Here is a 21,122-nt window from a genome sequence, read left to right on the forward strand (position 1 = left end):
CCGGGGCCCTGAGCCGGCCCGCCGGGGGACCGCCCGTCGTGCTCGCCGGCAGTCTCTCACCCCGTGCTCTCACCCCCGTGCTCTCACCCCGTGCCGAGGCGGTCCCGCAGCGCGTCGTACACCTCCGCCGGGAGCGGGCCCTTCCGGGCGGCTGCGACGTTGGCCCGCACGTGCGCGACCTGGGCCGAGCCGACGATCACCGAGTCCAGATCCCGGTGACTGAGGATGAAGCGGAGCAGGAGCTCCATCGTCGAGGCGCCGTCGGCCAGATCGTCCAGGCCGGCGGCGGCCAGTCGTGCGTGGCGGTCGGCCAGCGGCCGGCGCATCGGCTCCGGCATGGCCTCGGGCGGGGCCGTGAGCGGGCGGGCGACCGAGCCGCGGGCGATCGTTCCGGCGCCGGCGGCCGCGGCGGCGCCGACGAGCTCCTCGTGGGAGCGGTCGAGCGCCGAGTAGGGGAGGAGGAAGACGTCGAACGCCCCGGTCGCGATGTGCTCCGGAAGGTTGGGCAGCTCGCCTGACATGCCGGTGAAGCGGATCACGCCCTCGTCCTGAAGGGCCCGCATCTCGGCGATCGTCTCCTCGGCCCGCATCACCGCGACGCTCGGGCTCATGTGCACCATCAGGATGTCGAGATGGTCGGTGCGCATCCGGCGCAGGCTCTGCTCGACGCACGCGCGGACGTTCGCCCTCGTGTAGACGTGCGGCGGGAACATCCGCGGGTCACTGGCCGCCGCGAGGGGGCAGCCGCACTTGCTGGAGAGGATGAACTCGTCGCGCCGGTGGGAGATCCAGCGGCCGATGTGCTCCTCGGCGTCGCCGTAGTCGGGCGAGGTGTCGATGAGGTTCACCCCCGAATCGAGGACCGTGTTCAGCACCGTGCGGGCCTCGTCGTCGCTCACCGGCCTGCCCCACGCCTGCGGCCCGCGCAGTTCCATCGCTCCGTATCCGAGGCGGCTCGCCCGCAGTCCGGTCCTGCCGAGCTTCGCGGTTGGCAGCGTCACGTCATCGTCCTCTTCCGGTCTCGGCGTCCTGGCAGTTTCGTCCGGGCTCGGCGTACGCCGGCAGGCCGCGGCGGGCGGGCCCCGGGGACGTCCGCCCGCCCGCGTCCGCGATGCACGTGAGGATGAGCTAGAAGTCCATGTCGCCGCCGCCGGGCATACCGGCGGGAGCGGCGGGGTTCTTCTCCGGTTTCTCGGCGATGACGGCCTCGGTGGTGAGGAAGAGCGCCGCGATGGAGGCGGCGTTCTGCAGCGCGGAGCGCGTCACCTTGGCCGGGTCGATGATGCCCGAGGCGAACATGTCGACGTACTCGCCCGTGGCGGCGTTGAGGCCCTCACCCGGCGTGAGGTTGCGGACCTTCTCCACCACGACGCCGCCCTCGAGGCCGGCGTTGACGGCGATCTGCTTGAGCGGCTCCTCCAGAGCCTTGCGCACGATCGCGGCACCGGTGGCCTCGTCGCCCGACAGCTCCAGCTTGTCGAACGCCTTGGCGCCCGCCTGCAGCAGCGCCACGCCACCGCCGGGGACGATGCCCTCCTCGACGGCCGCCTTCGCGTTGCGAACGGCGTCCTCGATGCGGTGCTTGCGCTCCTTGAGCTCGACCTCGGTCGCGGCGCCGGCCTTGATGACGGCGACACCGCCGGCGAGCTTGGCCAGCCGCTCCTGGAGCTTCTCGCGGTCGTAGTCGGAGTCGGTGCGCTCGATCTCCGCGCGGATCTCGTTGACCCGGCCGGAGATGGCGTCGGGGTCGCCGGCGCCGTCGACGATGGTGGTCTCGTCCTTGGTCACGACGACCTTGCGGGCGCGGCCGAGCTGGTCGAGCGTGGTGCTCTCCAGCTTGAGGCCGAGCTCCTCGGCGATGACCTGGCCACCGGTCAGGATGGCGATGTCGCCGAGCATGGCCTTGCGGCGGTCACCGAAGCCCGGGGCCTTGACCGCGATCGACCTGAAGAGTCCCTTCATCTTGTTGACGATCAGGGTGGCCAGCACCTCGCCCTCGACGTCCTCGGCGATGACCAGCAGCGGCCCGCCGGCCTGGACCACCCTGTCGAGCAGGGGGAGGAGGTCCCTGTTCGCGGCCACCTTGCCGCTCACGATCAGGACGTACGGGTCGTCCAGGACCGCTTCGAGCCGGTCGGAGTCGGTGATGAACAGCGGGGCGATGTAGCCCTTGTCGAAGCGCATGCCCTCGGTGAGCTCGAGCTCCAGGCCGAAGGTGTTGCTCTCCTCGACGGTGATGACGCCTTCCTTGCCGACCTTGTCCATCGCCTCGGCGATGAGCGAGCCGATCTCGGGGTCGGCGGCGGAGATGGAGGCGGTGGAGGCGATCTGCTCCCTGGTCTCGACGTTCCTGGCGAGCTTGGACAGCTCCTCGCTGACGCGCTCGACGGCGGACTCGATGCCCTTCTTCAGGGCCATCGGGTTGGCGCCGGCGGCGACGTTGCGCAGACCCTCGCGCACCAGCGCCTGGGCGAGCACGGTGGCCGTGGTGGTGCCGTCACCCGCGACGTCGTCCGTCTTCTTGGCGACTTCCTTGACCAGCTCGGCGCCGATCTTCTCCCAAGGGTCCTCGAGCTCGATCTCCTTGGCGATGGAGACGCCGTCGTTGGTGATGGTGGGGGCGCCCCACTTCTTCTCCAGCACGACGTTTCGGCCCTTGGGGCCGAGGGTCACCTTGACGGCGTCGGCGAGCTGGTTCATGCCGCGCTCGAGTCCGCGCCGGGCGTCCTCGTCGAACGCGATCATCTTCGAAGCCATTCCTGCTCCTGCTCTTCGTAGGGCTGTCCGGTCGGGGGTTGCCGGGACGGCGCCCGCGACGGACGGTCTGCTGGCGGGCGGCCGACCTGCCCACGGACCTCGTCGTCCCGGCGCACGCCAGGTGGTTGGCACTCTCCAGGCGTGAGTGCCAGGCGTCTCGTCGCACTCTACCCACAACTTGCGTGTCACGCACACAGTGCGCGGCGCGCAAGTTGTGGGTAGAGTGGGCCCTATGAACGACGCCATGGATCTTCGGGCGCGCAACAGGCAAGCCACCCAGGAGGCGATCGGCCACGCCGCGCTGCGCCTGGCCATCGAGCAGGGCCCCCACGGACTGGCCCTGGTGCGCGTCCATGACATCGCCACGGCCGCGGGCGTCTCCCCCCGCACCTACAACAACTACTTCTCCAGCAAGGAGGAGGCGATCTGCTCCTTCCAGGCCGGCCAGTCCAAGCGCGTGGGGGAGGCGCTGCACGCCCGGCCCGCCGGCGAGCCGCTGGATCAAGCCATCATCGCGGCCGTGATCGAGCTCTACACCGACCCCGAGCCCGACCAGGCCGGCCTGCGCATGATCATGTCGACGCCCGAGCTGGAGGGCGAGGCGCTGAAGGCGTTCACCATGGCGGAGGGCCCGCTCACCGAGGCGATCGCGGCGCGCACCGGTACGGACCCCGGACGCGACCTGTTCCCGGCCGTCACGGCCGCCGCGGTCGCCGGCGCCATCCGCGTGGCGGGGCGGCACTGGCTCATGCCGGGCAACCCCGAATCCTTCGCCGCCATCCTGCGCCGGGCTCTGTCCTGTGTCGTTCCGGGCCGTTGATCGCCTTCGGCGGCATCCAGGACCGCCCGATCCAGCTCGCGCGGTGATCACCTCGGTGGTAGGGAATGCCTCACCCCGACAGGCAGGCAGGCCTGACTGATCGTGGGTGATCTTCCTGCGACATTGGGGGCATGACGAAATTGCTCGCCGCCGCTGTCGCCGGTTCCCTGGTCCTCGCCCCTGTCGCCCCCGCCTTCGCCGCCGCCGTGACGCCCTCGCCGCAGTCCAGCCTTGACGTGCTCACCACCGAGGACGGCATGGCGGGCGCGTTGAGCCAGGTGCGGAGCCCGGGCGGCGCGACCGTGACCCGGCGCTCCGGCACCGCGGAGCGGGGCACCGGCAAGCCGATGATCGGCCCTCGGGGCCGGTTCAGGATCGCCAGCGGGAGCAAGCCGATCATTGCCGCCACCGTGCTGCGGTTGGCCGATCAGAAGAAGCTCGACCTGGACGCCACGGTGGAGCGTTACCTGCCCGGGGCGCTGCGCGGCACCGGTGACGGCGCCGAGATCGACGGCCGAAAGATCACCGTCCGGATGCTGCTGCAGCAGACCAGCGGCCTGCCCGAGTTCGCCGACGCGATCGAGTGGAAGGAGCCCTTCCCGGACTTCCTGCGGGTGGCGCTCAGGCTCAAGCCCACGCCCCGCGGCTCCTTCGCCTATGCCAACACCAACTACCTGGTCCTCGGCATGATCGTGACCGCGGTGACCGGCAAGGACTACCGCCAGGCGAGCCAGGAACTGATCCTCAAGCCGTACGGGATGCGGGACACGTACTGGCCGGCCAAGGGCGACTACGGCATCCGCGGCCCGCACGCCCACACCTACGGGGTGCACCCCGGCCATCCGAAGGACGGCGAGGTCGACCTGACCGACCAGCTGCCCACCTACGCGTTCGGCCCCAGCGGCGGCCTGGTGTCCACCCCCGAAGACCTCATCCGGTTCTGGCGTGAGGCCCCGCTGAGCACGATGATGACCCGGCCGGTCAAGGTCGAGGCGGAAGGCTGGCCCGCGGGCGCCCGCTACGGCTACGGCGTGGCCCGGATGAAGTCGAGCTGCGGCTACGCCTACTTCGCCGCCGGTGACATGCCGGGGGCCGCGGTGTTCAGCGGCCGGGACCGGGCCGGGCGCGCCGCCACGGTCTACGTCACCGGCGTGCCCCGCAATCGGCAGCACCTGATCGACGCCTTCCTCGCCGCGATGTGCGACCGCTGAGTCATGCGCCGGGCCGTCTCAGCCGCCCTGCCCCCGGAAGCGCCCGGCGCCGGGTGGCGGCTGCGACCCCGAAGACCTGCGATCAGCCACGGGTGTCCAGCCCTTCGCGACCGAGCGCCGCTCGGATCCGGCTGAGCCACTCGGCGCCCAGCCGGCGCCCGTTCGGCAGCTGGTCGCCTCGATCCCAGCGCCACGTCGTGATCATCGCCAGCACGAGGATCCGGCACACCCTCAGCAACTCCTGGTCCACGCCCGGATAGTGCTCGCTGACTTCTTCGGGCGCATGGGCGAGGTCGAATTCGACAGGCCCGCGGCAACACGTCTCGAAGTCTATGAACAGCAGCCCGTTCGTCGTGGTGAGCACGTTGCCCGGGTGCGGCTCGCCGTGCAGCAGCTGCTCGGCGGCGCCGCGCTCGCCGATCACGCGTCTCAGGCTTCGCAACGTCTCGTCGAGCAGCTCCCGGTCCGCGTCGGCGAGCCCCGGCGTACGGTCGCGGCTCGCCACGAGCTGTTGGGCCTGCTCGACCCGATCCGTGAAGTGCGGCGTCGGGACGTCGAGCTCGCGCATGCCGGCATGCAGCCGCTCGAGCGCATCGGCATAGCCGGCTGGTGGGACCGCCTGAGGTGTCACGGGTTCGTAGTAGGTCCACAGCGTGATCTCGAAGCCGTCACGCTCATGGACGCGTGGCTCCACCCGCGGGTCGGGAACAGCCACAGGACACCCGGACTCGGCGAGCCGCTGAGCAAGCTCGACCTCGAACCGCGCGACCTGATGCGTTGCGGGTGCCACCCGGGCCAGGACGTCACACGGCAGCAGACGCAGAGAGAGCTTGTTCGAGTCATGCAGAACGATCGCGTCGTCGACGGCCAGGTCGAGCGCTGAGGCGATCGACCTGGCGGCACCCACCGCACGCGCGGCCGCTGACGCCTGCATCATCGCCTGGCCTCTCTCCCGCGAACGCTGCCGTACTCCCCAAGCGGTGCCACCCGGGCACGTACATTATCGAGGCGATCACGACCGTGGGGTCCGGCGCGAAGGTGTTCGAGCGTGTGGAGAGGTGATCGATCAGGGATGGGCCGTTGCGATGAGGCGTCGCAGTGCCGCGTGGGCGGGTGGGCCCCACGTGGCCTTGCCGCCTCGCCGGCCGCGGACGCCGGCTTCGCCGATGAGGATGCCGCTGAGGGCGCGTCCCACCGCCCATCCGCGGGCGCGGCGCAGGGTCGCGGCGTCCGGCGCCGGCTGGTAGGCGGCATGGAAGCGGTCGCGGGCGCCATCCGGCAGCAGGATCCAGGCGGCGAAGAGGTCGCAGGCCGGATCGCCCGCGAAGAGGTCGCCGAAGTCGATCACGCCGCAGAAGGTGCCGTCCGCGGTGAGGACGTTGGCCGGATGCAGGTCGCCGTGAAGCCAGAGCGCCGGGCCCGCCCACTCGGGCGCGGCGGCGGCGTCTTCCCAGACCGCGCGGACGGCGTCCGGGTCGGGGATCAGCCCCAGCTCGGTCGCCGAGGCGAGCTGCCTGGCGAATCCCTCGGAGTGGTCGGCCAGCGGCCCGCCGCGCCCCCGGCCGGCGGGTGCCTGCTCGGGGGCCGGCCGGTGCAGAGCCGTCAGGAAGGCGGCCAAGGCGTCGGCAGCCTCCGCGGCGCGCGTGACAGGGGCGCGGTCGGCGGGCTCGCCCGGCACCCAGGTGGTGACGATCCAGGGTCGTGGAAACAGGGCGGAGGGCTCGCCGAGGCGCTGCGGGACGGGAACCGGCAGCGGAAGGCGCGGGGCGAGGACGGGCAGCCAGGTGTGCTCCTTGAGCAGCAGCTCGTCCGCGTCCTGCGTCGCCCAGGGCAGGCGGACGGCGAGGTCGTCACCGAGCCGCCACAGCTGGTTGTCCCAGCCCCGCGCGCCAAGCCGCAAAGGGCGATCGGCCAGGTCGGGGTGCTGCTCACGCAGCAGATCCCGCACGAACTCCGCGCTGACGTCGATCTCGGTGTGCGTCATGCGGAGCAACGGTAGCCGGATGGCGCGATCGTCGTCCGGGGTTGTCAGCGAACGGAGAGCCGGTCGGTGACAGCGCCGAAAACGGTTTGCTCCCAGCGCACTGGTTGATCAGATCGGTGAGGGCTCACCGGTCCGATCCGTGTGCGGCCGCCTACGACGACGGGCGTACCGGGGCACGAGCCGGCTACGCAGAACTGCGTAGCCGCTGCCGTCCCCTGCCGGAGGCCGCGGCTGCCTCGACGGCGCGAGGATCGATTCCGTGAAACCTCTCCTTGGACGCTCGCCCTCGTCACCGGCACCTCGACGGGCACAGGCGATCCACCCCGCTGCACACGCTGCCGACGCCCGCCATTCGACAGACAGGATCCTCATGTTCGTCCGTCACCTGCCGGCCACCGCCGCAGCCGCCCTGCTCGGTGTCCTGGGGCTCGCCACACCGGCAGCCGCGCACGTTCTGGCCCAGCCCGTCGATGCGTACGCCTTGACGACCGGGCGTCTCTGGTCCGTGGTGGCCGCGCTGCTGGGGCTGGCCGGCGTGGTCATCGGCGGGCTGGCTCTGGCCCGCTCCGCCGGCCGTATCGGCACCGGCACCGGGAGAAGGGGGGCCATCGTGGCACTGGCGGCGGGGCTCGCCTGCACGGTCATCGGCGCGCTGGTCGTGGCCGCCGCCGAGGGCGGTCCCGGCACCGGCTACGGAATAGTCGGGGGCTACATAGACCTGGTGGTCGGGCCGATCGCCATGGTCCTCGGTGGGCTGGCTCTGGCCCGCTCCCGCCGCACCGCCTGACGCGCCACCCGGTCGTGCCGGTCGGTCACCGAGAACCCCGCGGCCAAGGTCCGGGCCGACGACCCCGACACCGGCCCGCCGCCGCGGCGATCGAAACCCTCCGCCATACCGGTATCCATCCTGGACAAGAGCGGGTTCGCCTCAGCGGGCGGCGACGAGACGGTCTGATAGGTCGGATACTGCAAGGACGGGCACCGAAGGGGATCAGTGGTGGGGGCCAGGGGACGAATGTATGGTGGCCGCCTGATCGGTGTTGAGCATCCGCTTTCGGCGGGGAGTCATCCCAACGTCGTGTCCTGGCTGCGGTTTGCTGGGTGGCTCATCCGGTCACCGAGACGGTCCTGCCCCTGACGGGCGCTCCACCGCGAAGCACTCGGCTGTGGTGTGGGCGAGGATTGATACCAGATGTCGTCAGGTGCGGCGCCAGTCGCCCGAGCCGGAAAGGCCGTGTCAGTGAGTCTTGAGACCAGAGTGTCCAGCGGGTGAGAAGATCGGGACGCTGGGAAACAGCAAAGGCAGTACTCGCAGGATTGCCGGGACCGCTGCCCGCCCTTGTGCTGAAGCACCGTGAGCTGCTGAAGTTCGTGGTGGTGGGTGGAACAGCGTTCCTGGTGGACAACGCAGTGTTCTATGGGCTGAAGCTGACCATTCTGGAGCCGAAGCCGGTGACCGCGAAGGTCATCGCGGTGCTCGTGGCGACGATCGTGTCCTACGTGCTGAACCGTGAATGGTCGTTCCGAACCAGGGGCGGTCGCGAGCGCCATCACGAGGCGGCGCTGTTCTTCCTGGTCAGTGGTGTCGGTCTGGTGCTCAGCTCCGTGCCGCTATGGATCTCCCGGTACGTGTTCCTGCTGGAGACCCCGGACGTGAGCCTGGTGACCCAGGAGATCGCCGACTTCGTGAGCGCGCAGGTCATCGGCACGCTGATCGCCATGGTCTTCCGGTTCTGGGCGTTCCGGAAGTGGGTCTTCCCCGACGAGGAGGCTCACCCCGGCCGCGTGCGGCTGGCTCCGGCTCCCGAGCCCAAGGACGAGGCGGCCTGATCCGACCCTCCACTCGCGGCACCGTCGCCCAGGTGCGTCGCGCCTGGGCGGCACCGCGTCACCAGGCCGTGCCGCCCGTAAGATCCGCGGCAGCGCGCAAGCAACGCGCCGCGCCGCCGGCCCGGCGGATGTGCCGTCCGCACACGCCCGGTGTGGCAAAGGTGTGACGGGGGGCGCTGGAACGGCCGGGACGATGCGGTGACGATGGCGGGCGTTCCCCGGGTGCCGCCGGCGCGGGGGGCGAGCCCGAGCTCGGCGGCATCTCGCAACCCTGTGGACAGGAGCCCCATGCGCTGCTTATGGACGGTCGCGGTGATGCTGGCCGCGTTGCTGGTACCGACCGCGGCCCAGGCCGCGACGCCGTCGTACCTGACGCTGGAAGCGACGTACAACAGCGTCGCGAACGGTTGGTCCACCGTGGAGAGGTACCTGGACACCACGCCGGGCTTCACCCAGGAGAGCTACCCGCCGGACGGCCGCGGCGACCAGGACGGCCAGCGCCTGACCTTCTTCGGCGGCGTCAAGCGACCGTTCTCCGGCCGGTTCCTCCTGTACCACGCCCCCGGATGGAACACCAATCCCAAGAGCCCGCCGGTCCTGCTGGTGCACGGCGCCAACGACAACCCGGACCGGGCGTGGGCCAACCCCGGCGAGTCGGGCGGCTTCGGGTGCGGCGCCTTGAGCTGCCCGGGCACCGGCATGATGCAGCATCTGGCGAACGCCGGGTACCGGGTCTTCGCGATCGGGTTCGCGCACAAGGAGGGCGACAACCTGATGCAGGCCCAGGAGGTCGGCGACGCGGTCTCGCTCATCAAGGCCAAGCTCGGCGTGCCCGCCGTGGACCTGGTGGGCTGGAGCAAGGGGATGATGTCGGCGCGAATGTACGTGTCGTCGGTCAAGCCGAGCTGGGGCCGTCCGTACGCCGGCGACGTGCGCAAGCTCATCACGCTGGGCGGCCCGAACGCCGGGTACGACTACCCGTTCGCGCACGGCTGGGCGCACGACTTCTCGATCTGGCCCGAGTGCGGAGGCGGCGTCAACTCGCCCGCGCCGCACACGCACATGACCTGCTACGGCGTCTACGCCTACCATCCGGAGTTCTCGTTCGTGCCGGCCGGCGGGTTCGACTGCTATGCCGGGCAGCGGCAGATGCTGGCGCGCTTCGACGGCACGTACGGCGTCGACCAGACGCAGCAGGACTGGTACACCACGTACTACGGCGGGCAGGGCTTCTACACCTCAGGGCCGGGCATCCAGGCCGCGATCGACGCGGGCTCGCTGATCTCGCGCATCCGGCAGGCGGGCGTGCCGGCGTCGGTGGCGACGTACCTGCTGGCCGGCGGGTCGCCGAGCGTCGCCGGCATCTACAACGAGAACCGCGGCCCCAGCGACGGCGTGGTGTTCGTGAGCAGCGCGCTGTCCACGGCGGGTATCGGCGCCGTGGCCGGCACCGCGCTCGTGGGCGGCGCCAACCACCTCCAGCTCGGCTGGTACCCCGCGGTCGAGTCGCAGGTCGCGAGCTGGCTCGGCTGACCGCTGCCGGCGAGGCCGCGTGGGAGCGCCCCCGCCGGCCGGTCACCCGGAGGCCGTCTGGTTTCATTCCATATCCCCCTGACACAGCACGTGGTAGGTCGTGAGGATGTAGGCATGAGTTCATCGCAGCCCTTCGCCGACCCCGGGTCCGAGCCGGACACGACCGCAGGCGGGGCGGTGAATACTGCTGGCGTGGGGTCCGGCCCCCCATCGCCGCACACCTCTGGGTCTGCCCCGGATCACCGCTACCTGCTCGACAACGCCCGGAGGGAGGCGGGCGAGCGGTTCACCTGGCTGGCCGAGCTGTTCGACGGTGTCACACGGGGGCACTTCGACCGGCTCGGAGTGAAGGCGGGCTGGCGCTGCTGGGAAGTCGGCGCCGGAGGCCCCAGCGTTCCCGAGGCACTCGCCACGGCCGTCGGACCAACCGGTTACGTGCTGGCCACGGACATCAATCCGGCCTGGTTGGACCCGCACGGCGGGTACGAGGTGCTCCGGCACGACATCGTCGGGGACCCGCCGCCGGAGCCAGGCACGTTCGACCTGGTACACGCCCGGCTCGTGCTCGTCCACGTGCCCGACCGTGCCCGGGCGTTGGCGACGATGGTGGCGGCGCTGCGGCCCGGCGGCTGGCTGTTGGTCGAGGACGCCGATACCGAGCTGCAGCCGCTGGCCTGCCTCGATGAGGTCGGCCCGGCGCAGCAGCGCGCCAACCGGCTGCGGCGCGCCGTCCGGGAGTTGATGACCCGCCGCGGCGCCGACCTGCGCTACGGCCGTACGCTGCCGCGGGCGTTGCGTGCGGCCGGTCTGGTCGATGTCACGGCGGCCGGCTGCTTCCCGGTCGGCGGGGTGGCCTGCGACCGGCTGGAGACCGCGACGGTGCGCATGGTCCGTGCCGAGTTGCTCGCCGCCGGATTGGCCGACGACGCCGAGATCGACGCGCACCTGGCCGCCATCGATGCCGGCGAGCTCGACCTCACCCTCGCGCCGCTGATCTCGGCCTGGGGGCGCCGCCCGGGACGGCCCTCGGTGTCCGGGCCGCGGTCAGCCACAGGCCGGTGAACACGGCGCTGACCAAGGTGACGGCACCCGCCGCGAGGAAGGCGCTGTTGAGGCCGGATTCGAAGGAGGCGCCGCCGGACTCCCGGGTGTGGACGATCGCTCCGAGCACCGCCACGCCGAGCACCGCGCCGATCTGCCGGGTGGTGCTGCTGACGCCCGAGGCGAGGCCGCCCTCCTGCGGGCTGACCGCCTGGATGGAGGCGCCGGTCAGCGGGGACATGGTCAGAGCGAACCCGATGCCGACGACCGCCAGCCGCCACCACACGTTCCCGTAGCCGGTGTCGGCGTGGACGAGGCCCAGCGCGAGCAGCCCCAGCCCGGCCAGCGCCAGGCCGATGCTGACGACGACGCGGAAGCCGTACCTGGCGGCGAAGCGGCCCGCGAACGGGCTGACGATCACCATGGCGAGGGAGCCGGGCAGGGTCCGCAACCCCGCGACCAGGATCGACGTGTCCTGGACGTAAACGAAGAACTGGGAGAAGAAGAACGACGAGCCCGAGAGCGCGAACCCGACCACGACCATCGCCGTGTTCGACACCGCGAACAGCCGCTGCCGGAACAGCCGGAGCGGCAGCATCGGCGTGGACACACGACCCTCGACCACGACGAACGCGGTCAGGAGCACCAGCCCGGCGGCGAAGCTGCCGAGGATCACCGGCGAGGTCCAGCCGCGGGAACCGCCCTCGATCAGGCCGTAGGTCACAGCGCCCACGCCCGCGACGGACAGGACCGTGCCGGGAACGTCGATCGGCGGCGCGCCCGGGTTGCGGGACTCCCTCAGCACGCGCAGCCCGGCCAGCAGCAGGACCGCCCCGATGGGCACATTGACCAGGAAGATAGCGGGCCAGCCGAAGGCGTCGACCAGGATGCCGCCCGCCAGCGGTCCGGCGGCCAGGCCGATGCCGCTGAACCCGGCCCACAGCCCGATCGCTCTGACGCGCTCCCTCGGGGCGGGATACGCGGCGACGAGCAGGGCCAGCGAGGCGGGGCTCAGCGCCGCGGCCCCGACGCCCTGCAGCACCCGTCCGGCGATCAGCCAGCCGATCGAGGGCGCGAGCGAACACACCACCGACGCGGCCGTGAACACCACCAGCCCGGCCAGGAACACCCTCTTGCGGCCGAACCGGTCGGCGAAGACGCCGCCGGACAGCAGCAGCATGGCCACCAGCAGCACGTAGGCGTCGACGATCCACTGCAGACCGGTCAGCCCGGTGTGGAGCCGCTGCTGCATGTCGGGCAGGGCGGCGCCGACGATCGTGTTGTCGAGCAGCACCATGAACTGACCTGCGCAGGTCAGGGTGAGCAACGCTTTCACGCAAATCCTTCCTCAGAAGTTAATGATTGGTCTCGCGCTTTTAGGCGCGGTCAATGGTGTGCGGGCCCGGCCACTGGTTCACGCCCGCTTCGCCGACCCGGGCGACCAGCGGTTCCGGCACGCGTGGCGGCCGCGAGTTCTCCGGCCGATCGAGAAGTCGATTTCATGAATGTGCACCCTGATGGCATGCCACAGGCGCTTGAAAAGCCGAAAAAACTGCTTCCGAGATGTCGCGTCCGAGGTCAGCGAGGTTAGCGATGGGGTGGCCATAAAATGGCGCTCCGCACCATGAGATAGATGTCTCCATGCTCATCGGCGCATGGCCATAGCGAGCGGAATTTGTCCAGTAGCGGAATGACGAGCAACGCATGCCCGCCGCGTTCGCCGAGGCGTGGAAGAGCCACCTGAGGCAGCTGTACGCCGCCGCCAGCCGCGCCCGAGCGGACGCGACAGGGCATACCACCGCGATGCTCAGCGAGCCGCAGACCTCCCACTTACCGACCTCGTGGTACGTGTTCTCGATCACCGCCGGGGACGACCATCCGATGCTCGGACGCGACCACTACGCCGTCTGCGAGCGCGTCACCGCCAGGGAGCGCACGACGCAGAACTCGTTGCCCTCAGGGTCGGCCATGACCACCCAGCTTCGGTCTGGGCCTTGGCCCACATCTCTCTTGATGGCGCCGAGGCCGAGCAGTCTGGTCACCTCGTCGTCGGTGCTGCAGTCGATCGGGCTGACGTCGAGGTGGAGTCGGTTTTTCACGGTCTTGCCCTCGGGCACCTGGATGAACAGCAGGGTGGGCGGCATCTGGCGAGCGCGGACCTCCTCGATGGTCGGCTCCCAGGAGCCGATCTCGACCTTGTGCTCGTTCCGGTCGATCACTTTGAGGTCCAGAACCGCGCACCAGAAGGCCGCGAGTCTCTCCGGATCGTGGCAGTCGATGGTCAACTCGGTGAATCTACTTGTCATGTCTGTTCCTCTGTTGAAGGCGTTCCGAACCATGCGGAGAGTGCCTCACGCAGTGGGGGCGTAGCGCTGTCCGCGGATTCGTCGAGGCCGGCGGCCCAGGCGACGTGCCCGTCCGGGCGGATCAGCAGTGCGTCGGCCGGGCGCTCGTCGGTCTTGGCGGTGCGGATGTCCACGCGATCGCGCCACTGCCGGGCGACCTGGCGAAGCTCCGGGCGGCCGGCGAGGTCGAGCAGGACGGGCCGGGCGGCGTGCAGGAGCTCCGCGACGCTGGTGACGCCCTGGTCGGTGTGCAGGGTGAGGTCGGGGGCGAAGGTGCCGGCCAGCGGGTGGGGCTCGGCGCCGGGCATGGGATAGCGGATGTCGGTGCCGGCGACGAGCGCTCCCATGCGGCGCAGCGGCTGCTCGTCGGCGAGCAGTTCGGTGAAGACCTCACGCAGCGCCTCGGCGGCCGCGTCGTGCCCGCGGCGCAGTGCCACCTGGGCCCGGGTGTGCAGCATGGTACGGGCGCCGGCGAGGTGGCGTTCGCCGTGGTAGGTGTCCAGCAGGCCGGCCGGTGCGCGGCCGTGCAGGTCGGCGGCGAGTTTCCAGGCCAGGTTGACCGCGTCGAGCATGCCGGCGTTGAGCGCCACGCCGGTGGCGGGGAACAGGTGCGCCGCGTCGCCGGCCAGCAGGATCCGGCCGTCGCGGTAGCGCTCGGCCTGGTAGGCCTTGAAGGTGAACCGCGACAGCCGGGTCGCCTCCGCCACGGCCAGCCGCGCGCCGAGCACGCGGTGGATGCTGTCCTGGAGCTCCGGCACGGTCATGGGGACGTCGTCGTCGTACTCGGTGCTCTCGTCCTCGATCGTGTAGAGGGAGACGGCCCTGGAGCCGGGCGAGGAGCCGATACCGAACAGGCCGTGGTCCGTGCGGGTGAAGCCCGCGCTGATCGTGCCGAAGCCGGGGACGTCGAGGTCGCCGTTGCCGAGCACGGTCACCTCGGCGGGCAGCGTGACCTGGGCCAGCCGGTTGACCTCCGGATAGGTGACGCCGGGGAACGGAATGGCGGCCCAGTCGCGGACGCGGCTGCGCGCGCCGTCGCACCCCACGAGGTAGCGGGCGACCACCTGGTACGGGCCGTCCGGACCCAGCACGTCCACGGTCACCGCCGTGTCGTCCTGGCTGATCCCGGTCACCTCGTGCCCACGGCGGATCTCGACGTCGAGCTCGCCGGCGCGGTCGTCGAGCAGCTGCTCCAGTTGCTGTTGCGGGAGCGGCAGGGCGTGCAGCGGGGGGTCGGCCAGCTGGGTGAAGTCCAGATGCACGCCGCCGAACGGGAACCGGGGTGGTGGGACGGGGCCAGTGCAGGCCGCCTCGAAGCGTTCCAGCAGGCCCCGGTAGCGCAGCAGCTCCAGGATCTGCCCGCCGAGGCCGCCGGCCTTGGGGATGTCGCGGCGCTGCGGCTTGCGCTCCAGCACCAGCGGCCGTACGCCGGCCAGCCGCAGCTCGGCGGCCAGCATGAGGCCGGCGGGGCCGGCCCCTACGATGATCACGTCGGTTCGGGTCACGGGGTTCTTCCTTCTTCGAGGTCGCGGGCCACGGTGGAGGCCGGGGTGTGCAGGATGCCGTCGAAGGCGTCCAGGACGGGAGTGTGCAGGAAGGTGCTCTGCAGCCGGATACGGTCGGGGCCAGGGCCGGCCTGGGCGCGCGCCGGGCGGAGGCCGGCGAGGCTGAGCCCGAGGCCGGCGCCGGCGAAGGCGGCTTCGACGCTGCCCGGCTCGGGCGGCTGCAGCGCGGTGTCCTCGATGCGGAAGCCGAAGCGCGCTTCCTCGTCGCGGATCATCTCGCCGGTGTGGCCGCCGGTGCTGGTCAGGCCGAGGGCGAAGTACGCGTCGCCGAGTTCGTTGTGCAGGTGTTGCCCCATGGGGAAGCCGGTGAGCTGCCCGTTGAAGGAGATGGGTGCTTTCTGGATGTGGGCGTTGTGGGCGGCCAGCACGATGCGGGTTCCGGGCTTGGAGCGCTCCAGGTGCCACAGGACCGATCCGGCCATGTAGACGTCGCGGGCCGAGGTGTCGGCGGTCAGCCCGGTCCCGGCGAACAGGCCGGCCATGGCGCGGAAGCCGTAGTCGGCCTGGCAGGCGCCTTCGAGACGGCGCAGCGCGATGTCGTAGCTGGGCCGGTCGCCGCGGGAGACGTACAGCGGCTCGACGGCGCGGAACCGGATGAGCAGGCGCGTCAGGGCGGCGGTGAGGGCGTCCTGGTCGGCGGCGGGCAGGCGGGCCCACGCGGGCGCGGCCGCGGCCGCGGAGGTTCCGGCGAACGATTCGGCGATGCGCGTCGCCGTCTCGATGGACGACAGGGCTTCGGGGTCGATCCGGCGCAGGTAGTCGGCGACCGGTGCCAGGGCGGGGAGCAGGGACCCACCGGCCGCCGGGATGTCGATGCCGGCGAAACGCACCGGTTGTGAGGCTGTGGCGTTGTGCCGGCGGATCCAGCGCAGCGGGTCGTCGACACCCACGGGGATCGCCTCGGCGAGGTGGCCCGTCAGGTCGTCGTCGGTGCCCTCGCCCTGGGCCCAGGTGTCGAGGGCGAAGCCTTCGCTGAAGCCGTACTCGAAGGCCAGGACGGTGAAGTCGCAGCGTTCGACCAGGAACCGCAGGAGGCGCCGGCGCAGGCGGACGAACTCGTCGATGAAGTGGGAGTGCTCGCCGATCGCGACGACGCGCGCGTCGCCGATGAGGTCGCGCAGCGGCTCCAGGTCGTCGAGCGGCGCCTCGGGGTCGAGGTGGGTGAGCGGGGCGGCGTGGCCGCCCAGCCAGCCGGCGAACGGGCCGGGGTGGGACGAAGCAGGCATGCTGATGACTCGATTCTGGTGCTTAAAGGTCAACGGACGGGTCTCACGCCTGCGCGGCCGCCACCTTCTCCAGGTCGCCGACGCTGCCGGACATGATCGTGCGGATGTGTTCGGTGATGAGCTGGAGCGGCCAGTCCCACCAGGCCACGGCCAGCAGGCGGTCGACGTCTGCGTCGCTGTGGCGGCGGCGGATGAGCCTGGCCGGATTGCCGCCGGCGATGCCGTAGTCGGGCACGTCGTCCACGACGACGGAGCCGGAGGCGATGATCGCTCCGTGGCCGATGCGGACGCCGGGCATCACCATCGCCCGGTAGCCGAGCCAGACGTCGTGGCCCACCACCGTGTCACCCCGTCCGGGCAGGCCGGTGATGAGGTCGAAGTGCTCGGCCCAGGAACCGCCCATGATCGGGAAAGGGAACGTCGAGGGGCCGTCCATGCGGTGGTTGGCGCCGTTCATGATGAACCGCACCCCCTCGCCGAGCGCGCAGAACTTCCCGATGACCAGCTTCTCCGGCCCGTAGTGGTAGAGCACGTTGCGGGTCTCGAAAGCGGTCGGATCGTCCGGGTCGTCGTAGTAGGAGAACTCGCCCACCTCGATCAGCGGCGAGGCGACCAGCGGTTTCAACAGCACCACCCGCGGCTGATCGGGCATCGGGTGCACCACGGTCGGGTCGGGGAAAACGGGTATCACGAATCGGCTCTTTCCACGAGACACTGAAGAGTACGGAACGTACCGTACCGATAGGATGATGTCGGCGCCCCGAAACGTTGTCAAGTACGGGACGTACCGTTCCGATAAGGTGGCCGCATGACCCGCACACCCCATCGCCGCGGCACCGACCGGACCGAGGCCATCATGCGGACCACGCTGCAGCTCGGCCAGGAGATCGGCTACTCCAACCTCAGCATGGAGGCGGTCGCGGCCCGCGCCGGCGCCAGCAAGCAGACCCTCTACCGCCGATGGTCGTCCAAGGGAGCCCTGCTGCTCGACTCGCTGCTGTCGCTGAACGAGCCCAGCCTGGACTACCCCGACACCGGCGACCTCGCCGCCGACCTGCGCGCACAGATCTACGCGGCCGTGGACCTGCTGGGCCGCCCGCCTTACGGTCCGCTGTTTCACGCTTTGGTCGGCGAGGCCCAGCACGATCGCCGGGTCGCCGACGCGCTCAACGAGCGCTTCATCACCCCGCAGCGGGACAAGACCGTCGCCCGGCTGCGGGCGGCCCGCGACCAGGGCCAGCTGGCGTCCGGCTTCGACCTCGATCTGGCGATGGCCATCCTGTCCGGCCCGCTGTACTTCCGGCTCCTGATCACCAAGGAGCCGCTGACCCACGAGTACGTCGACCGCGTCCTCGACGCGCTCTTCGCCGGGATGATGCCCCGCCCCTGAGCAGGCTCGGCCGCCGGCGGCCGGAGCAGCACCGCCCGCGGCTGCCCGGGCATGGGGTGCGCCACGTTCGGGTCGGCCGGGATCAGGCTGTTCATGACGGACGTTCCTCTCCAGCTGCGCTTAATGCGACAGCTTATACATTAAGATGGTGTCATGACGCAGTCCACCGAGCGAACCGGGAGCCGGGCGGAGCCTTCCGCTACCCTGCCGCCCCGCCGCCGCCCGGGCGGCCGTACCGAGCGCACCCGCGCGCAGGTGCTCGACGCGGTTCGCGCCGAACTGGCCGAACGTGGCTACGACGCGCTCACCCTGGACACCGTCGCGGCCCGCGCGGGCGTGCACCGCGCGACCGTGTACCGGCGCTGGCGGGACGTCGGCGGCCTGCTCGCCGACCTCTGCGCGGCCACCGCCGACGACGACTGGCAGCCCGAGGACACCGGCTCCCTGGAGGGCGACCTCGCGGCGCTCAACCGGGAGAACCTCGCGGCACTGACCGACCAGCCGTCGATCGCCGCCGCCCTGCTCGCCGCCTCATTCCGCTCCGAGGAGGCCGCGCGCGGCCTGCGGCGGCTGTGGGCGGATCGTTACGCCCGCTGCGAGGTCGTCGTCGAGCGCGCCGTACGGCGCGGCGAACTGCCGCCGGCCACCGACGCGCGGCGACTGCTCGTCGCCGCCACCGCACCGCTCTACCACGAGGTGATACTGCTGCGCACGCCGCCCGACCCGGACCTGGACCTGCCGGGCCAGGCGGCCAGGACCGCGGCCCTCGCCGCCGCCGCGGGCGCCTTCGCCCGCCCCACGCATCCCGCGTTGCCGGGTTGAAGCCTCACGTGACGCAAGCTCAGCGGCGCTCGTCATCTCGCACTTCCAGGAGCGGCAGGCCCGCCGCGTACCGCCGGAAGAAACCGGCGGTCGGGGTGTTCGCGGTCGCGACGGTGTCCGGGGTGCCCTCCGCGATCACCGCGCCCCCGTCCGGACCGGCTCCCGGCCCCAGGTCGATCACCCAGTCCGCGGACGCGGCGACGGGGATGTCATGTTCGGCCACGACGACGGTGTTGCCCGAGTCGAGCAGCACGTCGAGCGCATCCACCACCCGCTGGATGTCAGACGGGTGCAGGCCCGAGACGGGTTCGTCGAGAACGACAAGTCCGGCCCTGCGGCCCGCGGCACCGCGCTGGATCGCGGACGCCAGCTTCAGCCGCTGCGCCTCGCCGCCGGACAACTCTGTGGCGCTCTGGCCGAGCTGGAGATAGCCGAGCCCGACCTGGTTCAAGGCTCCCAGGGTTTCCGCGAGTTGCCGGGGCTCGGAGAACCGCTCCACCGCCTCGGCGACGGTCAGCTCCAGCACCTGATCGATGGTCAATCCCTGGTACCTGATCTCCAAGGCCTCCGGCTGGTAGCGCCGCCCCTCGCACGCGTCGCAGACCACCCACACATCCGGCAGGAAGTGCATGTCAACCAGCTTGCGGCCATAACCGGTGCAGGTTTCGCAGCGGCCACCGCCGGCAGTGTTGAAGCTGAACCAGGAGGCATTGACCCCGCGTCCGCGTGCCACGTCGGTTTCGGCGAACAGCTTGCGGACAATGTCGAACGCCTTGCTGTAGGTGGCCGGGTTGGACCGCGGCGTGCGCCCGAGCGGTTCCTGATCGACGACGGCGACCCAGTCGAACCCCTCCAAACCGGTCACCTGCCGCACCGTGTCGGTCGCCGTCCCGTTCAGGGCGGCCTCCACGCTCGCCGCGAGCGCGCCGAGCAGGCTGCTCTTGCCGCTGCCGCTCACCCCGGTCAGGCAGGTAAGCCGACCGGCGGGGAAACGCACCAGGTCCGCGGTCACGTTGTGCGCGCGCAGGCCGTGCAGCTCCACCCAGCCGGTGTCATCCCCGGCCGGACGGCAGGCCCGGCCCAGCCGCGGCCCCTCACCGGCCAGATAGCGTCCGGTCAGCGACGTCGGGTGGGCGGCCGCGTCGGCGGGAAGCCCCGACACCAGGACCTCACCGCCGAGGCGGCCCGCGCCGGGCCCCATGTCGATCACCCAGTCAGCCCGGGCGATCAGTTCAGGGTCGTGCTCGACGAGGAGCACCGTGTTGCCGGCCTCGCGTAGCTCCAGGGCGATGTCGAGCAGGTGCGCCTTGTCCGCCGGATGCAGTCCGGTCCCGGGCTCGTCCAGGACGAAGATGATGCCGTTCAGCTCGGTGCTGAGCTGCGCGGCGAGCCGGGTTCGCTGCAACTCACCCCCGGACAGCGTCGCCGCGCTCCGGGACAGCTGGAGGTGGGCCAGGCCGAGCCGGTCGAGGATGCCGAGTCTGCGGCCCAGGTCCTGCAGCAGCGGCTCACCCACCTCGCGCTGCCGGGCGTCCAGGTCGCCGGCCACCCGTTTCGCCCAGCTGCGCACCTCCCGTACTTCCACCTCGATCAGGTCGGGGTAGGTCAGCCCGCCGAGCCGCACGGACCGGGCCACCTGGTCGTACCCGCTGCCGCCGCAGGTGCCGCACGGCTGCTTGCGCATGTACGGCAGGTAACGCTGCTTGGCGCTGGAGGTCTGGGCGTTCACGAACACCCGCTCCACCTCGGCGAGCGCGCCCCGCAGCGGCTGGCTCGAGGTGTAGGTCACCGAGACCGTCTCCTTTTTGTTGGACATGTCGACGGTCGCCTCGATTTTCTCCTCACCTGTGCCGTACAGCACGCAGTGGCGGAACTCCTCCGGCAGCGACTGCCACGGCCGGCCGAGGTCCACGCCGCGCTTCTCGGCGAGCGCCGGCACGAACGCGTGCTCTCCCGACCGCCACTTGGCGTACCAGGGCGAGGCCCCCTCGAAGAGCGGAAGCTCCGGATGGGTGATGACCAGGTCCTCCTGCGCCTGCCACCGCCCGCCCACCCCGTGACAGTCCACGCAGCCGCCTTCCGGGGTGTTGCGGTCGAAATGAGCCGTCGTCAGATGCCCGTCGACGCTCTCCGCCGCCGGGTCCGCGCCGATCCCCGGAAGGCGCGAGTACAGCAGCCCCAGATGCCCGTCGATGCCGGTGATCGTCGCGACCGTGGACCGGGGGTTGCGGTTCAGACGGCGCTGGTCGACCGCGAGCGTCGCGCCGAGTCCCAGGATGCGATCGACCTTCGGCCGATTGCGCTGCGTGATGTACTGCCGCACGAACGGCGAAAGCCCCTCCAGATACCGCAGCTGGGCCTCGTTGTGCAGGGTGTCGATGGCCAGCGAGGTCTTGCCGCTGCCGCTCACCCCGGTGAAGGCGGTGAGCCGCCCCTTGGGGATGCTCACCGACACGTCCCACAAGTTGTTGGTACGAGCCCCCACCACCTCGATGGCCTCGAGCCCCATACTCGCGACGTCCCGTACGAACGCAGTCAACCTTGATCCACCCTCTCGCGACACAGCAGAACACGGGCGGACGGACCCCCACCCATGAC

At 71.0% G+C, this 21,122-nt stretch carries 18 protein-coding genes; 8 read left to right on the plus strand and 10 right to left on the minus strand.

The annotated features are described in order from the left end of the window. Positions 1-83: 83 nt before the first annotated feature. Entirely contained in the window at positions 84-1,001 is a 918-nt protein-coding gene (locus MTP10_RS27355; RefSeq protein WP_310712555.1) for an aldo/keto reductase, read from the minus strand. 127 nt (positions 1,002-1,128) lie between these two features. Then, the gene (gene groL / locus MTP10_RS27360) at positions 1,129-2,757 is read right to left on the minus strand and encodes a chaperonin GroEL (RefSeq protein WP_310712556.1); all 1,629 of its coding nucleotides are present in this window, start codon (positions 2,755-2,757) and stop codon (positions 1,129-1,131) included. Positions 2,758-2,989: 232 nt separating this feature from the next. Between groL and MTP10_RS27365 the strand changes: the two genes are divergently transcribed. Beyond that, positions 2,990-3,577 carry a TetR/AcrR family transcriptional regulator gene (locus MTP10_RS27365; RefSeq protein ID WP_310712557.1) on the plus strand — a complete coding sequence of 196 codons (588 nt, stop codon included), beginning with the start codon at positions 2,990-2,992 and terminating at the stop codon, positions 3,575-3,577. Between the two features lie 131 nt (positions 3,578-3,708). Then, a complete protein-coding gene (locus MTP10_RS27370; RefSeq protein WP_310712558.1) occupies positions 3,709-4,788 on the plus strand; it encodes a serine hydrolase domain-containing protein in 1,080 nt (359 codons plus the stop codon). Between the two features lie 82 nt (positions 4,789-4,870). Here MTP10_RS27370 and MTP10_RS27375 read toward each other — a convergent pair whose 3' ends face one another. Both MTP10_RS27375 and MTP10_RS27380 read right to left on the minus strand, forming a co-directional pair. Further along, on the minus strand, positions 4,871-5,725 hold the full coding sequence (locus tag MTP10_RS27375) for an aminoglycoside phosphotransferase family protein (protein ID WP_310712559.1): 855 nt from the start codon (positions 5,723-5,725) through the stop codon (positions 4,871-4,873). 129 nt (positions 5,726-5,854) lie between these two features. Further along, positions 5,855-6,772, minus strand: a complete 918-nt coding sequence (locus MTP10_RS27380; protein ID WP_310712560.1) for an aminoglycoside phosphotransferase family protein — start codon at positions 6,770-6,772, stop codon at positions 5,855-5,857. Between the two features lie 370 nt (positions 6,773-7,142). On the opposite strand from MTP10_RS27380, the gene MTP10_RS27385 reads away from it, so the two are divergent. The 4 genes from MTP10_RS27385 (at position 7,143) to MTP10_RS27400 (ending at position 11,197) form a co-directional block, all read left to right on the plus strand. Beyond that, positions 7,143-7,559, plus strand: a complete 417-nt coding sequence (locus MTP10_RS27385; RefSeq protein ID WP_310712561.1) for a DUF6223 family protein — start codon at positions 7,143-7,145, stop codon at positions 7,557-7,559. 554 nt (positions 7,560-8,113) lie between these two features. Next, complete coding sequence (locus MTP10_RS27390) at positions 8,114-8,602, plus strand: GtrA family protein (protein ID WP_310712562.1); 489 nt, start codon at positions 8,114-8,116, stop codon at positions 8,600-8,602. A gap of 288 nt (positions 8,603-8,890) precedes the next feature. Further along, positions 8,891-10,135 (plus strand): hypothetical protein, encoded by a 1,245-nt coding sequence (locus tag MTP10_RS27395; RefSeq protein ID WP_310712563.1) that lies wholly within the window; start codon positions 8,891-8,893, stop codon positions 10,133-10,135. Between the two features lie 114 nt (positions 10,136-10,249). Continuing rightward, the gene (locus MTP10_RS27400) at positions 10,250-11,197 is read left to right on the plus strand and encodes a methyltransferase domain-containing protein (protein WP_310712564.1); all 948 of its coding nucleotides are present in this window, start codon (positions 10,250-10,252) and stop codon (positions 11,195-11,197) included. Here MTP10_RS27400 and MTP10_RS27405 read toward each other — a convergent pair. From MTP10_RS27405 to MTP10_RS27425, 5 genes are all read right to left on the minus strand, one after another. After that, positions 11,112-12,512 carry an MFS transporter gene (locus MTP10_RS27405; RefSeq protein WP_310712565.1) on the minus strand — a complete coding sequence of 467 codons (1,401 nt, stop codon included), beginning with the start codon at positions 12,510-12,512 and terminating at the stop codon, positions 11,112-11,114. The genes MTP10_RS27400 and MTP10_RS27405 overlap by 86 nt on opposite strands. 562 nt (positions 12,513-13,074) lie before the next feature. Further along, positions 13,075-13,482 carry a VOC family protein gene (locus tag MTP10_RS27410; protein ID WP_310712566.1) on the minus strand — a complete coding sequence of 136 codons (408 nt, stop codon included), beginning with the start codon at positions 13,480-13,482 and terminating at the stop codon, positions 13,075-13,077. Further along, positions 13,479-15,026, minus strand: a complete 1,548-nt coding sequence (locus MTP10_RS27415; RefSeq protein WP_310712567.1) for an FAD-dependent monooxygenase — start codon at positions 15,024-15,026, stop codon at positions 13,479-13,481. The genes MTP10_RS27410 and MTP10_RS27415 overlap by 4 nt, the downstream gene beginning before the upstream one ends. Continuing rightward, complete coding sequence (locus tag MTP10_RS27420; protein WP_310712568.1) at positions 15,023-16,312, minus strand: erythromycin esterase family protein; 1,290 nt, start codon at positions 16,310-16,312, stop codon at positions 15,023-15,025. The genes MTP10_RS27415 and MTP10_RS27420 overlap by 4 nt, the downstream gene beginning before the upstream one ends. A 43-nt stretch (positions 16,313-16,355) precedes the next feature. Then, positions 16,356-16,964 (minus strand): CatB-related O-acetyltransferase, encoded by a 609-nt coding sequence (locus MTP10_RS27425; protein WP_397334520.1) that lies wholly within the window; start codon positions 16,962-16,964, stop codon positions 16,356-16,358. Positions 16,965-17,120: 156 nt separating this feature from the next. On the opposite strand from MTP10_RS27425, the gene MTP10_RS27430 reads away from it, so the two are divergent. Together MTP10_RS27430 and MTP10_RS27435 are read left to right on the plus strand one after the other, a co-directional pair. Continuing rightward, entirely contained in the window at positions 17,121-17,702 is a 582-nt protein-coding gene (locus MTP10_RS27430) for a TetR/AcrR family transcriptional regulator (protein WP_310712570.1), read from the plus strand. 153 nt (positions 17,703-17,855) lie between these two features. After that, positions 17,856-18,524 (plus strand): TetR/AcrR family transcriptional regulator, encoded by a 669-nt coding sequence (locus MTP10_RS27435; RefSeq protein ID WP_310712571.1) that lies wholly within the window; start codon positions 17,856-17,858, stop codon positions 18,522-18,524. A 19-nt stretch (positions 18,525-18,543) separates the two neighbouring features. On the opposite strand, the gene MTP10_RS27440 is transcribed toward MTP10_RS27435, so the two are convergent. After that, the gene (locus tag MTP10_RS27440) at positions 18,544-21,063 is read right to left on the minus strand and encodes an excinuclease ABC subunit UvrA (protein ID WP_310712572.1); all 2,520 of its coding nucleotides are present in this window, start codon (positions 21,061-21,063) and stop codon (positions 18,544-18,546) included. Positions 21,064-21,122 lie beyond the last annotated feature (59 nt).

The sequence above is a fragment of the Nonomuraea sp. 3-1Str genome (assembly GCF_031570565.1).
Lineage (GTDB): Bacteria > Actinomycetota > Actinomycetes > Streptosporangiales > Streptosporangiaceae > Nonomuraea.